This is a genomic window from Spiroplasma endosymbiont of Virgichneumon dumeticola, from assembly GCF_964264745.1.
Lineage (GTDB): Bacteria > Bacillota_I > Bacilli_A > Mycoplasmatales > VBWQ01 > Spiroplasma_E.
This window is the reverse complement of the sequence record NZ_OZ183478.1, coordinates 1,265,689-1,282,236: the sequence shown is the minus strand read 5'-3', so window position 1 is coordinate 1,282,236 and position 16,548 is coordinate 1,265,689. Positions and strand designations below refer to the sequence as shown.

Here is a 16,548-nt window from a genome sequence, read left to right as displayed (position 1 = left end):
ATTAGCAACAAATACTAATAGTTAAAAAAATATTCAAGAAGGAGGAATTAAAATGGCAATAATTAGAAACAATGATTTTTGAAAATATATAGAAAAAAGTAATTCTGAAATACAAACATTATATAGTGAGTTACAGAAAAAAATAACAACTATACTTTCAAAGAAAGTTTCCTATAATGAAAAATTAAAAAAAATAAAACATGAATACATTGTTATTACAAATAAATTAAGTGAAAAAGATGTAGATTTTGAAACAAATATAAAAAAATACACAGAAAACCAAGAAGATAATGGTACAAAAATTATTAACTATGATGAAGTTGAAAGTGGCAATGTTGATGTCAAAGAACAAATAGAAAAAGATAAAAAATCTATGAAAGAGTTTGAAAAAAATAAAATTTTTTTCAAACTTGCAAAAAAAAACATAGAAGAAAATGATGATAAAATAAACTATGAGCCTATTTTAATACTAGAACTTTATAAAGAATTTCTAACTCCATCAGCTAAAGTTGAATTGTATGAGTTTAGAACTCGTGAAGCAAGTACTAATTTTGAGTTTAGTAAGAGCAAAATATATTTTGAAGATTTAGAAAAATTTGTTATTAAGTGCAACCAAGCATTCAAATATTATGAACAAGAAGTGTGAAATTTAAATACATGGTATTTAAAAAGATTTGAAGCAATAAAAGAAAGTAAAGATGTTTACAATCAAGAAAATAATTTTGAGAAGTTAGATAGAGACTTTCAAAACAAAAGAAGTGATGTTTTTAAAAAATTTGAGGCAGGATATATTAAACTTCTTCCTGAGTTAGAACACCATCTTATTTATAATAGAGAAGAATTAGACTATCATATTACACAAACGGGTTACAATGCTCAAGATCAAGAACAAAAAGAACAGTTTCAAAAGTTTTTATTAATAAAAGCAAATCTAGAAAACTTTCAAATCAGATATCAAACGTATTATGGGAATAATAAAGTAATTAACAACGATGCTCAAAAATTAAATAAATTGCATAAACAAAGTGTGGAAAATAAAGAAAAAGAATATTTAAAAAACAGTAGTCAAGAAAGCCAAGATTTTAGCACTATTGGTGATGAAGTTATTAAGGAAAAAATTAAGTATTTAGAAAAATATTTGTTAGCAAACAAAAAAATTGAAGACATTTCATCAGCAATAACATTATTTAAATCTGAAACTGATAAAAACTATGAGAATAAAAGAAAAATTAAACTACAAAAAGAATACAAGATTATATCTGCTTCTAAAGACGTCTTTGGTGATGATTATAGTATAAAAGAAAAAAATAGAATGTTAAAACTTAACCTGTTTGATGTTGATGCTTCTAAAGTTGCTGTTGTTAATGCTAAAGTTGCTGTTGATAATCTTGCTGCTGTTATTAAAACTAAAATAACTAATGATAGTGAAACAGTTGATGCTGCTATTGATTTTAATGTTACTATTTATGATAATGTTGTTAAATCATATGATGATGTTGTTAAAACTTATAACGAAATTATTGATATTTATAATAATGATGATGATGATGATTATATTGTTGCTAAAGTTGCTTATAACGAAGCTATTGCCAAAGCTAAAGTTGCTGTTGACCTTGCCACTAAAGATAGTAATAAAATAGCTCAACAGTTATTACTTAACGAAGAACGAAAAAAATTATTTATAAAATTTGTATCAGAAGCTAGAACAAGTAATTATAAGTTTAAAGATAACATTGGTACTATTGAACTTAAAACAAAAAAGTCACTAACGTGAAGAGTATGAAATACTGTTAAAACTAAAACAAAATGATTTTTTAAAACATTATTGCCATGAAATGCTATTAAAAGTGCATATAATGAAATTAAACAATCAATAAACCCATATATATTTTTAAAGCGGAATACTGAAAAACTAGAAGCATTGAAAGACCAATTAGCTTTGGAAATTGATAATATAAAACTAAAATATGCTAAAAAAATGGCAAATGGCCCAGGGTGAAAAATTTGAAATCTTAATAAGAGTGATTCATATTATCTTAATGAAGCAGATAAAGAAATAGAAGATGCAATACATAAATTTAATTTTAAAGCAGAGCAGATAGTTAAACATTATGAATATTTAACTCAAAAGAATATTAATGTATATTCTCCAGGTGGTAGAGCAGTAAAAAAAATAGAAAAATTTAATGATTCATTAAAATTAAAATATAAAGAAAAAAAATGATACACTTCAGTTACTGATATTGAAGAACTTAATGATAAGTTAAAAGAATTAAGTGAAAACTCAAAACTTAAACTACAAAGTCCTAAAATCAAAGAATTAGTTGAATCTTCAAATTCATTAGATTCTGATGTTAAAAATAGCATTGTTAATCCACAAGTACTATAAAAAAATCAAAGCACAAATAAAAAATATTTGTGCTTTTTTAATTATAAACACCGTTTTTCTGTATAATAAATATTGAACTATACAAAAGAAAGAAGGAATGAACACATGTCATGCATTATTGATATTAGAGCATTACAAGTAATTGACTCACGAGGAAACCCTACTATCCAAGTAGAATGTTGAACAGAAGACGGTGGATACGGAATCGCCTTAGTCCCATCAGGTGCTTCAACAGGAACTAGAGAAGCCCTAGAACTACGCGATGGAGACCCTAAATTCTATGGAAAAAAAGGTGTCTTAAAAGCCATTAAAAACATTGATGAACTTATTGCTGATGAAATCATCGGTCTAGAAGTAACTAATCAAAGACAAATTGACCAAACTATGATTAAATTAGATGGCACTGCTAATAAAGAAAAACTAGGAGCTAACGCTATCTTAGGTGTTTCATTAGCTGTCGCTAAAGCTGCTGCTGATGAATTAGGTCAACCATTATATGCATACTTAGGTGGACCAAATGCTTGCCAACTACCTTTACCAATGTTAAACGTAATTAATGGTGGCGCTCATGCCGATAATAATATTGACTTCCAAGAATTTTTAATTATGCCAGTAGGTGCTAAAACTTTTTCAAAAGCAATGCAAATGTCTGCTGAAACTTTCCACGCTTTAAAAGATATTTTAAAAACTAAAGGCTACGTTACTGCTGTTGGTGATGAAGGTGGATTTGCTCCTAACTTAAAATCAACCGAAGAAGCATTAGACTTAATTATGGAAGCTATTAAAAAAGCTGGATATACACCTGCTAAAGACATGAAAATTGCTATGGACTGTGCTTCATCAGAAATTTACAAAAATGGTAAATATGTTTTTGGTAACAAAGATGGAAAATCACAAGCTACAGAAAAACTATTAACTTCAGAACAACTAGTTGATTACCTAATAGGTTTAACTAAAAAATATCCAATTGTTTCAATTGAAGATGGTTTAGCAGAAGGCGACTGAGATGGATTTAAATTACTATTAGAAAAATCAGAAGGTAAATTCCAAGTTGTCGGTGATGACTTATTTGTTACTAACCCAAAAATTATTAAAGAAGGAATTACAAAAAATGTTGCTAACTCAGTATTAATTAAACTAAACCAAATCGGAACATTAACTGAAACCATTGAAGCTATTCAAATGTGTCAAAAAGCCGGTTGAACTGCTGTTGTTTCTCACCGTTCCGGTGAAACTGAAGATACAACAATTGCTGATTTAGCTGTTTCCTTCAACACTGGACAAATTAAAACTGGTTCAATGTCAAGAACTGACCGTGTTGCTAAGTACAATCGCTTACTAACAATCGAAGCAGACCTTGGTGACCAAGCAGTATTCTTAGGTGATGATGCTTTCTATAACATCAATAAAAAATAACGGACTTCTCCCCACATGTACTTGTGGAGGAAACAATGAAATTGAATGAGTTCAATAATACTTTTCAAACTGAAAAACAATGTCTTGCATATATAGCAAGTTTGAAACAAAGCAAATGTATTAGGTGTTCTAGTTTTAATTTGAATACTTCTAATTTAAGAAAAATGAGATGTTTGAAATGTCATCAAACATTCAGTATTCTCACGGGCACTATATTTTCAAAGTCACAAACACCTTTAATATCTTGGTTTTATCTCATCTTTAGATGAATAAACACCAAACATGGAATTCCATCAACTGATGTTGCAAAAGAATTGGGAGTGACCTTGAAAACAGCTTGAAGAATGGGTCATAAAATCCGAAGTGCCATTGCTAAACAAGAACCTCAATTCATTGTTGAGGGCATAGTGCAAATGGATGAAATGTATCTTTCACATATGGGTTTAAAAAACAAGGAAGATCCTTGTTGAACAAAACCTTGATTGTTGGTATTTATGAAAAAACAACCAACAATCTGATTGTGAAAGTATTGAAAAACGCAAACAGTAAAAATCTTTTGCAGTTTGCAATAAACCACATTTCTTCAAAGTGTGATGTACATACTGATTCTTGAAAAGGATATCGCGATTTGAAATCGGTTTTCACTAAGCATGAAACAGTTAACCATCAAGATGGCTATGTTTCAAAAACTGGTGTAAATACCAACCAAATTGAGTCAGTATGAAAACATATACGAAGAACATTTAAAACACATATCAAAGTTGCAAAACATCATATTCATTTATATGCAAAAGAAGCTGCATATAAATTCAATAACATACCTAGTTTTGAAACTGTAATGCTATGTTTAATTTAAAAATGTGGGGAGAAGTCCGTAGATAGGCTTTTCTCAGCATTTATGTGATAAAATTTAAAAATAGTACATAAAGGGAGAAAAGCCAAAAATAATTCATTATTATTGTTTTTAATCAACTCTCAAATCATAATTGTATTTTTATACGGTTATGATTTGATTAATATTTAGTTTTTGATTTAATAATAAATGTAACAATTATTTATATGCACAATTAGAAAAGGATGACTAACTATGAATGATACAGAAAAAACAAGAATTGGTATTTTAACCTCTGGTGGCGATGCCCCAGGCATGAACAACGTAATTAATGGTGTTTATAAAACTCTCCGTAGTATGAGTTTTGAAAACAGCAAAGCAGGTAGCACTGATAAAAGAGCATTTGAATTAGTTTTAATAAAAAATGGTTATAAAGGTTTATTTGAAAGTGAGTTTCAGACAATTAATGCCCAATGAATACAACTAATTGATTTAGGTACCCAAATGGGAGGAACTATTATTGGCTCAGCTCGTTTTAAAGAATTTGAAAATGAAGCCACAAGAAAAAAATGTATTGATATTTTACGTAAAGAAAACATTAAAGGTTTAATCGCAATTGGTGGTGATGGAACAACTACTGGTTTACAAAAGATTAGTGTTGAATCAGGAATCCAATGTGTTGGAATCCCAGGAACTATTGACAATGATGTTAATTCAAGTGAATTTACTGTTGGTTTTGATACTGCTTTAAATACTATTGTTGAAAATCTTGACAAAATTCGTCAAACTGCAGATTCACATAGTAGAATTATGATTGTTGAAACTATGGGTCGTGAATGTGGTGACCTTGCTCTACATGCAACTGCTGCTGCCAACTGTGATTTAGTAGCAACCAAAGATTTAAATATTTTAGAACCTGCTTTAATTGAACTAATCAAACAAATGTATCTTAAAAAACAACGTCGTTCAATGGTAGTAGTAGTAACTGAAAACCTATATGATGTTAAAAAAATGGCTAAAATTCTGGAAGCAGAAACTAAATGTGAAACAAGATCAGTAGTTTTAGGACAAATTCAACGTGGTGGCACAGCCAGTGCTTTTGACCGTTATCTTGCGACAATGATGGGAGTTTTTGCTGCTGAAAGATTTGCAAATAGTAACAAATCTAGCATTTGTGTTGGATTACAAGGTAACCGTTTAGTAGCCATTGAAATCCAAGATGCACTTAATACTCCAAAAATACCAGAAAAAAATTCAGCACTAACTGCTAAAGTATTACGCTTATCAGGGATTATTACAAAAAAGAATACTTAAGAAAGAGGTGAATCACTTGATTCCAATTATAAAAACAACTAAGTGTGTAACAACCTTAGGACCTGCATCAAGTTCAGCAGAAGTTATTCAACAACTAGTTGAAAATGGATCGACTTGTGCTCGAATTAACTTTTCTCATGGAACCCATGACGAACATTTAGCACGTATTAAAACAATTAGAGAAGTTGCAGCAAAACTAAACGCTCCAATTGCTATTATGTTAGACACAAGAGGACCTGAAGTAAGAACTCATACTTTCAAAGGTGGTAGTGCCCAAATTAAAAAAAATGATGTTATTACTATTATTGACAATGAAGAAATTATTGGTACTGCTGAAAAATTCTCTGTTAACTACGCAAATCTTTCTAAGGACATGAAAGTTAACGATAATTTATTAGTTGATGATGGGAAATTAACATTAAAAGTTATTACCATTAAAGGGCATGTTATTACTTGTCAAGCTTTAAACACACATACGATTAAAGACCGTCGTGCCATTAATATTCCTAACGTAAAATTATCATTACCATTTATTTCTGATAAAGATAAAGCTGATTTAATTTTTGGTTGTCAACAACAAGTTGATTTTGTGGCAGCATCATTTGTTTGTTCAAAAGCAGATATTTTAGCTATTCGTAAAGTATTAGATGACAATGGTGGTAAACACATTCAAATTATTGCCAAAATTGAATCACAATTAGCAGTGAATAATTTTGATGAAATCTTGGAAGTTTCTGATTCTATTATGGTTGCCCGTGGTGATTTAGGAGTTGAAATTCCATTTGAAAAAGTACCATTCCTAGAACGCCAATGAATCCAAAAATGTTGAGATGTTAATAAAACAGTAATTGTTGCTACACAAATGTTAGACTCAATGGTTGATAATCCTCATCCAACAAGAGCCGAAGTAACTGATGTATGAGTAGCTGTCGATTGAGGTTCAACATGTACAATGCTCTCAGGTGAATCAGCTAATGGTAATTACCCAGTACTAGCCATTGCTACGATGAGTAAAATTATTGTTGATGCTGAAAGTCATCAACCAGTAAGTAAAATTGCTAATGAATTACTAACATCAAAAGATACGTTAGTTGCTAAAACAATTAAAACCATTATTGATGAAAAACCACAATTTTTAATTACTAACAGTCAAGATAGTAAATTCTTAACAACAATTGCTAATGCTCATTTACCAGTATACATAATTCCTATTAGCAATAATGTTATTGATTACAATAAGTTTGCTTTAAATTCTGGAATTTATGCTTATTATGACCAAAAAGGTGCTACAATTGATTTAAATAATACTTTACAAATTCAAGAAGCGATTAGTAGCACGTACACAATTCCTACTAAAGCCAATATATTAGTAATTGATATTAATAATAGTACTAAACCTTTTTCATCTTTCACTGCTAAATAATCTAGTACTATTCATGTAAATAGAAAAGGAATTAGGTAACTTATGAAAATTAATATAAATACAGTAGATGGTAAATTAACATCTTATCAATTAGACCAACCGATCACTGGTTATGAATTATTATTGAAAGATGATGATAAGCAAGCAGCTTCGATCATTGCTTTTACATTGAATGGTCAATTAAAAGATTTACACTGAGAAATTAAAGAAGATGCTGAAGTTAAATTTGTTACTAAAGATGAAACTTTAGGTTGAACGGTTTTAAACTATGGTTGCGCCATGGTTTTAGCACATGCTATTAAAACTATGTATCCCAAAGCATTAATTACTGTTGCGAAAACTAATGATGATGGTTTTTACTTAGATTTTGACTATAGCACTCGTTTAACAAACGAAGATTTAGTTAAAGTTGAAAAACAAATGCATGAATTATTAAAAAATAATTTAGCTGTTGCTCGAATTTGCCAAACCCAAATTGAGTCATTAAAAAGTCACAGTGAAAATCCGTTTGCCTTAGAATATATTAAATTAAATCATGTTAATGGTTTAAAGTGCTCATACTTGGTAGACAATAAAACCTTAGTAGTTGCTTCTGGAGTTGCCATTAATGAAACAAAGTCAATGAAAGCTTTTAAATTATTAAATATTACTGGTGCATATTGATTAGGAAATGATAAAAACAAACAATTGCAAAGAATTACTGGGATTTGTCACTACTCAAAAGAACAATTAACAGCAGTTATTAAAGATATTGAAGACCGTAAAAATCGCAATCATCGTAAATTAGGAAAAGAATTAAATATTTTTACTTTCAACGATGATTGCGGGAAGGGTTTACCAATCTTTTTACCTAATGGAATGACAATTAAAAAAGTTTTACAAAATTACTTACGTGAACAAGAATTCAAATGAGAATATCAAGAAGTAGCAACACCAGTTTTAGGTTCAGTTGAACTTTATAAAAAAAGTGGTCACTGAGACCACTATCGCGAGAATATGTTTAGTCCAACTGAAAAAGAAGGTGAACAATTAGTATTGCGGCCAATGACTTGTCCTCATCATTGTATGATTTATAAAAGTGTCCCTCGTAGTTACCGTGATTTACCACTGCGTTTAAGTGAGCATGCATTGCTATATCGTTATGAAGCAAGTGGTGCTTTAACTGGTTTAGAACGTGTTCGTAGTATGGAATTAACTGATTCCCATATCTTTGTGCGTCGTGACCAAATGAAAGCAGAATTCAAACGCTGTTATCAATTAATTGCTGAAGTTTTAAAAACTTTAAATATTAAAATTGATTACTTATCACTATCATTACGTGACCCTGCTGATAAAGAAAAATATTTTAATGATGATAAAATGTGAGTTGAAGCAGAAACAGCATTGCGTGAAGTATTGGATGAATTAAAATTAGATTATAAACCGATGATTGGTGAAGCTGCCTTTTATGGTCCTAAGTTTGATGTTCAAATTAAAACAGCACTAGGTCATGAAATCACGATTTCTACAATTCAATTTGACTTTTTATTACCAAGAAAATTTAATTTAATTTATATTAACCAGAATAATAAAGAAGTTAACCCAGTTATTGTTCACCGTGGTTTAATTGGTACTTACGAACGTTTTATTGCAACACTGTTAGAACAAACAAAAGGGGTATTCCCATTATGACTATCTCCAACCCAAATTGCTATTTTACCCATTAATGAAACCCAACCGATGTTAGAATATGCTAATGCGATTCATGAAACATGTAAGCAAAATAATATTCGCGCCGAAATCATTAGTAGTGGCACTATTAGTAAACGAATTGCTGAAGCACAAACTCAAAAAGTGCCTTATCAAATTATTGTTGGCCAAAAAGAATTGAATGACAATAAAATAAGTTATCGTCAATATGGACAAAAAACAAGTCTCACTAGTGATTTAATATCATTCTTGAAATTATTAGTAAAACAAGTTAATGATAAAAAATAAATATTAATTTCTAAAAAGTATTTAAGAAATAGTCTTGAATACTTTTTATTTTATATAGATGCTTTTTAAATAGTAATCAATTAGATAATTATTACGTCCAAAATAATATTCATTAATCATAAATAAAATTTTTGTGCTTTCGTTAATTTTAATGATGTTTTTTTAATTCATTAGAATAAAAATTGATAATTTTTAAAAATAAATAAGTGTTATTTTTGATAAAATTAATATTATTTATTGATATTTTTATTAGTTTTTAAAATCTAATAAAAATATAATTATTTTTTATTAGATTTTAATTGACATTGCCTTTGCTTTTCTGTATTATTATTATTGTGACCAAAAACAAAGGGGTCATAAATCAGAAAAAACGATCTTTGAAAACTAAATAGAACAAGAATTAATCCGTCAATTTTTATTAAAAAATTAAGTAAGTCAGACATCATTCTTTTAACAAAAAAAACAATTTTATTGAGAGTTTGATCCTGGCTCAGGATTAACGCTGGCGGCATGCCTAATACATGCAAGTCGAACGGAAGTAGCAATACTTTAGTGGCGAACGGGTGAGTAACACGTATCTAACCTACCATTTAGTGGGGAACAACTGTTGGAAACGACAGCTAATACCGCATATGTTATTAGTATGAAAAACTAATAATGAAAGGAGCAGTAATGCTTCGCTAATTGATGGGGATGCGGCGCATTAGCTAGTTGGTAAGGTAATGGCTTACCAAGGCAATGATGCGTAGCCGGTCTGAGAGGACGAACGGCCACATTGGGACTGAGACACGGCCCAAACTTCTACGGAAGGCAGCAGTAGGGAATTTTTCACAATGGGCGAAAGCCTGATGGAGCAATGCCGCGTGACTGATGAAGGTCTTCGGATTGTAAAGGTCTGTTGTAAGGGAAGAAATACTATAATAGGAAATGATTATAGGATCGACGGTACCTTACCAGAAAGCCACGGCTAACTATGTGCCAGCAGCCGCGGTAATACATAGGTGGCAAGCGTTATCCGGATTTATTGGGCGTAAAGCGTGCGTAGACGGTTATGCAAGTCTGAGGTTAAATTTAGGGGCTCAACCCCTAACCGCCTTGGAAACTACATTACTAGAGTATAGGAGAGGTTAGTGGAATTTCATGTGTAGCGGTGGAATGCGTAGATATATGAAGGAACACCAGTGGCGAAGGCGGCTAACTGGCCTATTACTGACGTTGTGGCACGAAAGCGTGGGGAGCAAATAGGATTAGATACCCTAGTAGTCCATGCCGTAAACGATGAGTACTAAGTGTTGCCAAGAGGCAGTGCTGTAGCTAACGCATTAAGTACTCCGCCTGAGTAGTATGCTCGCAAGAGTGAAACTCAAAGGAATTGACGGGGACCCGCACAAGCGGTGGAGCATGTGGTTTAATTCGAAGCAACGCGAAGAACCTTACCAGGTCTTGACATACCTTGCAAAGCTATAGAGATATAGTGAAGGTTAACAAGGATACAGGTGGTGCATGGTTGTCGTCAGTTCGTGTCGTGAGATGTTTGGTTAAGTCCAGCAACGAACGCAACCCTTGTCCTTAGTTGCCAGCATTAAGTTGGGGACTCTAAGGAGACTGCTAGTGTAAGCTAGAGGAAGGTGGGGACGACGTCAAATCATCATGCCCCTTATGACCTGGGCTACACACGTGCTACAATGGCTGATACAAAGAGTCGCAAAACCGCGAGGTTAAGCCAATCTCAAAAAGTCAGTCTCAGTCCGGATTGAAGTCTGCAACTCGACTTCATGAAGTCGGAATCGCTAGTAATCGCAAATCAGCAATGTTGCGGTGAATACGTTCTCGGGTCTTGTACACACCGCCCGTCAAACCACGAGAGTTGGCAATGCCAGAAGTTGGTGTCCTAACCGTAAGGAGGGAGCCACCCAAGGCAGGGTTGATGATTGGGGTTAAGTCGTAACAAGGTATCCCTACCGGAAGGTGGGGATGGATCACCTCCTTTCTATGGAGTTTAATTTCTTTCGAGAAATCAAGACAACAAGAAAAATCAGATGTGTGACTTATTGGATTAATTTAATTGTTCTGTTTAGTTTTCAGGGATTGTTATCTCTGAGCAATTGTTCTTTAAAAACTGGATAATAGACATCTTTTAAAAAAAAAGATAAGTTTTATCTTGCAATAGGATATTCTAAAAATAAATTATTAAGAGCGTATGGTGGATGCCTTGGAATTGGAAGACGAAGAAGGACGCGATTACCTGCGATAAGCTTCGGGGAGCTGGAAATAAGCTTTGATCCGGAGATGTCCGAATGGGGAAACCCACTATCTTTAATCAGATAGTACTGCATAATGAATACATAGTTATGTAGAGAGTGATACCTAGAGAATTGAAACATCTTAGTACCTAGAGGAAAAGAAAGCGAATGCGATTCCCTTAGTAGCGGCGAGCGAAAAGGGACCAGCCTAAACCAGTCGTCAGACTGGGGTTATAGGGAGCCACTAATTAAGTTTGAAGGAGTTACAAAGTTTACATATAGCAGAAGTTGTTGGGAAGCAACGCCATAGACGGTGAAAGCCCAGTATGCGAAATGTGTAGACCTCCTTGGTAAACCCTGAGTACGGCGAGGCACGTGAAACCTTGTCGGAATTTGCGCAGACCACTGCGTAAGGCTAAATACTAACCAATTACCGATAGTGAACCAGTACCGTGAGGGAAAGGTGAAAAGTACCCCGAGAGGGGAGTGAAATAGTTCCTGAAACCATATGCTTACAACAAGTCGGAGCCCGTTAATGGGTGACGGCGTGCCTTTTGTAGAATGAGCCGGCGAGTTATGATTACATGCAAGGTTAAGTCGAAAAGACGGAGCCGAAGTGAAAGCGAGCCTGAATAGGGCGTTTAGTATGTGGTCCTAGACCCGAAACCAGGTGATCTAGCCATGAGCAGGTTGAAGTTGATGTAACAGTCAATGGAGGACCGAACCAACGTTCGTTGAAAAGACCGTGGATGACTTGTGGCTAGCGGTGAAATTCCAATCGAACCTGGAGATAGCTGGTTCTCCCCGATATAGTTTTAGGACTAGCGTCAAAATTAGTGCAACGGAGGTAAAGCTCTGAATGTATGATGGCCCCACCTCGGGGTACTGAATGCAATTAAACTGCGAATGCCGTTGTTACATGTTTGGCAGTCAGTCTATGGGTGATAAGGTCCATGGACGTGAGGGAAACAGCCCAGATCATCAGCTAAGGTCCCCAATCAATACTAAGTGGAAAACGATGTGGAATTGTTTAAACAGCTAGGAGGTTGGCTTAGAAGCAGCCATCCTTTAAAGAGTGCGTAACAGCTCACTAGTCGAATGATTCTGCGCGGAAAATGTACCGGGGCTAAGTATTGTACCGAAGCTATGGGTCTATATATATGTACACATATATTGTGGGCGGTAGGGGAGCGTTCTAATCTGCAACGAAGCTAGACCGGAAGGACTAGTGGAGCGTTTAGAAGTGAGAATGCCGGCGTGAGTAACGATTGAAGGTGAGAATCCTTCATGCCGATTGACCAAGGTTTCCTGGGCTAGGTTCGTCCACCCAGGGTTAGTCAGGACCTAAGGCGAGGCTGAAAGGCGTAGTCGATGGACAACAGGTTGATATTCCTGTACCACCATGGTGACTGATGGAGTGACGAAGAAGGCTAAAATATCCCAGCCGTTGGTTGTGCTGGGCTAAATACAAAGAGGGTTGTGTAGGCAAATCCGCACAGCAATAACCTTGAAGTATGATGGGGAGTGAACGGTTCGCCTAGTAACAAAGTATTTGACGCCAAGCTTCCAAGAAAAGCTTCTAAAGACATCATCATGGTGCCTGTACCGAGAACGGACACACGTGGTCAAGGAGAATATCCTAAGGCAAGCGAGATAACTATAGCTAAGGAACTCTGCAAAATAACCCCGTAAGTTAGCGAGAAGGGGAGCTCATAGCAATATGAGTCGCAGTGAAGAGGTCCGGGCGACTGTTTAGCAAAAACACAGCTCTGTGCAAAGTCGTAAGACGAAGTATACGGGGTGACGCCTGCCCAGTGCTGGAAGGTTAAAGAGATTTGTTAGCGCAAGCGAAGCTTTGAACTGAAGCCCCAGTGAACGGCGGCCGTAACTATAACGGTCCTAAGGTAGCGAAATTCCTTGTCAGGTAAGTTCTGACCCGCACGAAAGGCGTAACGATCCGGACGCTGTCTCGGCTATAGACTCGGTGAAATCTTAGTACCTGTGAAGATGCAGGTTACCCGCGATTAGACGGAAAGACCCCGTGGAGCTTTACTACAACTTGATATTGAATTTTGGTGTAGTTTGTACAGCATAGGTGGGAGACGTTGATATGCAGACGCAAGTAGGCATGGAGTCACCATTGGGATACCACCCTTGCTATATTGAAATTCTAACTTGAAACCATGATCTGGTTTAAGGACAGTGTCTGGTGGGTAGTTTGACTGGGGCGGTCGCCTCCTAAAAAGTAACGGAGGCGCCCAAAGGTACCCTCAATATGAATGGAAATCATATGTAGAGCGCAAAGGTAAAAGGGTGCTTGACTGCGAGACATACAAGTCGAGCAGGAACGAAAGTTGGGCTTAGTGATCCGGCGGTGCTGTGTGGAAAGGCCGTCGCTCAACGGATAAAAGTTACCCCGGGGATAACAGGCTAATCTCTCCCAATAGTTCATATAGACGGGGAGGTTTGGCACCTCGATGTCGGCTCATCGCATCCTGGAGGTGTAGTCGCTTCCAAGGGTTGGGCTGTTCGCCCATTAAAGCGGTACGCGAGCTGGGTTCAGAACGTCGTGAGACAGTTTGGTCCCTATCTGTCGTGGGCGCAAGAAATTTGAGGAAAGCTGTTCCTAGTACGAGAGGACCGGAATGGACCTACCTCTGGTGCACCAGTTGTCACGCCAGTGGCACAGCTGGGTAGCTATGTAGGGCATGAATAAGCGCTGAAAGCATATAAGCGCGAAGTCAGTTCCAAGATGAGATTTCTCATTCGAAAGAAGTAAGATCCCTTGAATACTACAAGGTTGATAGGTCAGGTGTGTAAGCATAGTGATGTGTTTAGCTTACTGATACTAATAGATCGAGGATTTATTAAAGATATTCTCTATTGCAAATCAAAAGTAATCAAATTTAAAGATGTCTATTTCTAGTTTTTAGGGAGCAATTGCTGTAAACTATTTGGTGTCAATGGCGGAGTGGCCACACCTGTTCCCATCTCGAACACAGCAGTTAAGCACTCCAGCGGCGAAAATACCAGCAATGGGAAAATAGCACGATGCCAAATTTTTTATTATTCTTTTTACAAGTCTTAATTTTAAACGTTAAGATTTTTTTTATTTTAAAAATAACACTTATAATATAAATTATAAATAATAAAAGAGTACGTGAATACTTATAGTTTGTGTTATTTATGAAAAAATATAAAAAAATGTTAATATTTACTTATATAATTATGATTTTTTTATTTTTTCTTTAAGAATACAAAGGGTGAGATTAAGATGAGCCAAAATAAAAAAGGATTTTTACATCCTTTTATTAAGTATTTAATTGAGAGTAAACAATTGGAAATTATTATTGAAGAATATTCAACAGAATCTGAAGAAATTGTTGCAGCAACTGATTAGTTGGATATTAAATTTAGTTTGTTTTAAACACTTATTTTCTTAACGATTGATAAGTAATTTTTAGTTTATCACAAGTTCTGGTTTTAAAACAAAAAAAGTATTGCAATTTGTGCAAAATTTACTATAATAATAAATGACATAAAGAAAGTAGTATTTTACACTCACCTGATAACTAAGTTGTTATAGGTTCAATGCTTTACAGATCTTATTTATATAAAAATAAGTTACTTTGTAATGGTGAGTGTGCTCTTTAGGCACACTTTTATTTATGTATCTATCCAAAGGAGGTATGTATGGCTATTAAAAATAATGACGATTTATGAAATAGCAATATTCCTTATGAAAGCTTAATCATTGGTAACGATGGTACTAATTATGGATTAATGAAGAGATTCGATGCTTTACGCAAAGCTAAAGAATTAGGATTTGATATACTATGCATTTCACCAAATGCTCGTCCTCCTGTTTGTAAAATGTTTAAATTTGATAAATATCGCTTTGAGCAACAACAAAAAGAAAAGGAAGCTAAAAAAGCACAAAAGGCCGCAATTTCTGAAGAAAAAGAAATTCGTTTAAGCGCTGTTATTGGTGATCATGATATACAAACTAAGGCTAAAAATGCTCGAAAGTTTTTAAATGATGGAAACAAAGTAAAAATTACTTTAAAATATCGTGGTCGTCAAAACTCTAATCCTGAAATTGGGAAAGAAGTTATTATGAAGTTTTACAAAGAATTAGAAGATATTTGTATTTATGATAAAAGTTTTGATAAAAAAGAAAAAAATATACAAACTATTTATTTATTTCCAAAAAAGAAAAGTCAAGAAAATTAATCGGAGGTCAAAAATATGCCAAAAATGAAAACAAAGAAGGCCATTAAAAAGCGTATTAAAATTACCGGAACTGGCAAAATTATGTGTGGGACAGCTGGTGTTTCTCACTTAGCACAAAATAAAACAACAAAACAAAAACGTCAAGCTCGTGGATGAGGTCTAGTTGATGCAACTGACTGTAGACGTTGAAAAAAAATTAAGATATCTTAAGAAAGGTGATATAAAATGGCTCGAGTTAAAGGTGGTTATACAACTAATCATCGTCGTAAAAAAATATTAAAGTTAGCTAAAGGATACTATGGAGCAAAACACACTCTATACCGTACAGCCAATGAACAAGTTATGAATTCCCTTGCGTATGCTTACCGTGACCGTAAGAATCGTAAACGTGAATTCCGTAAACTTTGAATTACCAGAATTAATGCTGCGGTTCGTAATTATGATTTATCATACTCACGTTTTATTGATGGTTTGAATAAAGCAAATATCAATTTAAATCGTAAAATATTATCAGAATTAGCAATTAATCAACCAGAAGAATTTGAAAAATTAGTTATTGCGTCTAAAGCAGCTTTAGCATAATAACCAAATTATTAACAAAATGCTTCTCTATAACAGAGAAGCATTTTGTTTAGTTTTTAATTAATTATTATAACTATAAAAGTTTAACGGTTATAAATTTTCATAGTTATTAGTATTTATTTTTCGGACTTCTCCCCAC

Annotated in this window: 12 protein-coding genes and 3 rRNA genes; 14 read left to right on the top strand and 1 reads right to left on the bottom strand. The window is 33.9% G+C overall.

The window, feature by feature from the left end:
* The first annotated feature begins 52 nt into the window (after positions 1-52).
* The 4 genes from ACFEL4_RS08100 (at position 53) to ACFEL4_RS08085 (ending at position 4,661) form a co-directional block, all read left to right on the top strand.
* The gene (locus ACFEL4_RS08100; RefSeq protein WP_375317340.1) at positions 53-2,389 is read left to right on the top strand and encodes a hypothetical protein; all 2,337 of its coding nucleotides are present in this window, start codon (positions 53-55) and stop codon (positions 2,387-2,389) included.
* 105 nt (positions 2,390-2,494) lie between these two features.
* Positions 2,495-3,805, top strand: coding sequence for a phosphopyruvate hydratase (gene eno, locus ACFEL4_RS08095; protein ID WP_375317339.1), 1,311 nt, complete (start codon positions 2,495-2,497; stop codon positions 3,803-3,805).
* Between the two features lie 35 nt (positions 3,806-3,840).
* Positions 3,841-4,377 (top strand): hypothetical protein, encoded by a 537-nt coding sequence (locus ACFEL4_RS08090; protein WP_375317285.1) that lies wholly within the window; start codon positions 3,841-3,843, stop codon positions 4,375-4,377.
* Complete coding sequence (locus tag ACFEL4_RS08085; RefSeq protein ID WP_375316929.1) at positions 4,272-4,661, top strand: IS1595 family transposase; 390 nt, start codon at positions 4,272-4,274, stop codon at positions 4,659-4,661. Before ACFEL4_RS08090 ends, ACFEL4_RS08085 begins: the two co-directional genes overlap by 106 nt.
* On the opposite strand, the gene ACFEL4_RS08080 is transcribed toward ACFEL4_RS08085, so the two are convergent.
* A complete protein-coding gene (locus tag ACFEL4_RS08080; RefSeq protein ID WP_375317338.1) occupies positions 4,658-4,789 on the bottom strand; it encodes a hypothetical protein in 132 nt (43 codons plus the stop codon). The two genes, ACFEL4_RS08085 and ACFEL4_RS08080, sit on opposite strands and share 4 nt — an antisense overlap.
* A 103-nt stretch (positions 4,790-4,892) precedes the next feature.
* Between ACFEL4_RS08080 and ACFEL4_RS08075 the strand changes: the two genes are divergently transcribed.
* The 10 genes from ACFEL4_RS08075 to rplT all read left to right on the top strand — a co-directional run bounded on the left by ACFEL4_RS08075 (position 4,893) and on the right by rplT (position 16,409).
* Positions 4,893-5,951, top strand: coding sequence for an ATP-dependent 6-phosphofructokinase (locus tag ACFEL4_RS08075; protein ID WP_375317337.1), 1,059 nt, complete (start codon positions 4,893-4,895; stop codon positions 5,949-5,951).
* A gap of 16 nt (positions 5,952-5,967) precedes the next feature.
* Entirely contained in the window at positions 5,968-7,374 is a 1,407-nt protein-coding gene (gene pyk, locus ACFEL4_RS08070) for a pyruvate kinase (protein WP_375317336.1), read from the top strand.
* Positions 7,375-7,416: 42 nt separating this feature from the next.
* A complete protein-coding gene (gene thrS, locus ACFEL4_RS08065; protein ID WP_375317335.1) occupies positions 7,417-9,351 on the top strand; it encodes a threonine--tRNA ligase in 1,935 nt (644 codons plus the stop codon).
* Positions 9,352-9,818: 467 nt separating this feature from the next.
* A 16S ribosomal RNA gene (locus ACFEL4_RS08060) occupies positions 9,819-11,341 on the top strand.
* Between the two features lie 190 nt (positions 11,342-11,531).
* Positions 11,532-14,466: ribosomal RNA gene (locus ACFEL4_RS08055) — 23S ribosomal RNA — on the top strand.
* 81 nt (positions 14,467-14,547) lie between these two features.
* Positions 14,548-14,654 (top strand): 5S ribosomal RNA (gene rrf, locus ACFEL4_RS08050).
* The 16S, 23S and 5S rRNA genes sit together here, the layout of an rRNA operon.
* 214 nt (positions 14,655-14,868) lie before the next feature.
* Entirely contained in the window at positions 14,869-14,994 is a 126-nt protein-coding gene (locus ACFEL4_RS08045; RefSeq protein ID WP_375317334.1) for a hypothetical protein, read from the top strand.
* A gap of 293 nt (positions 14,995-15,287) precedes the next feature.
* Positions 15,288-15,827, top strand: coding sequence for a translation initiation factor IF-3 (infC, locus tag ACFEL4_RS08040; protein ID WP_375317333.1), 540 nt, complete (start codon positions 15,288-15,290; stop codon positions 15,825-15,827).
* 15 nt (positions 15,828-15,842) lie between these two features.
* The gene (rpmI, locus tag ACFEL4_RS08035; RefSeq protein ID WP_308149980.1) at positions 15,843-16,037 is read left to right on the top strand and encodes a 50S ribosomal protein L35; all 195 of its coding nucleotides are present in this window, start codon (positions 15,843-15,845) and stop codon (positions 16,035-16,037) included.
* 15 nt (positions 16,038-16,052) lie between these two features.
* On the top strand, positions 16,053-16,409 hold the full coding sequence (gene rplT / locus ACFEL4_RS08030; protein ID WP_342276629.1) for a 50S ribosomal protein L20: 357 nt from the start codon (positions 16,053-16,055) through the stop codon (positions 16,407-16,409).
* The last annotated feature ends 139 nt before the right edge of the window (positions 16,410-16,548 follow it).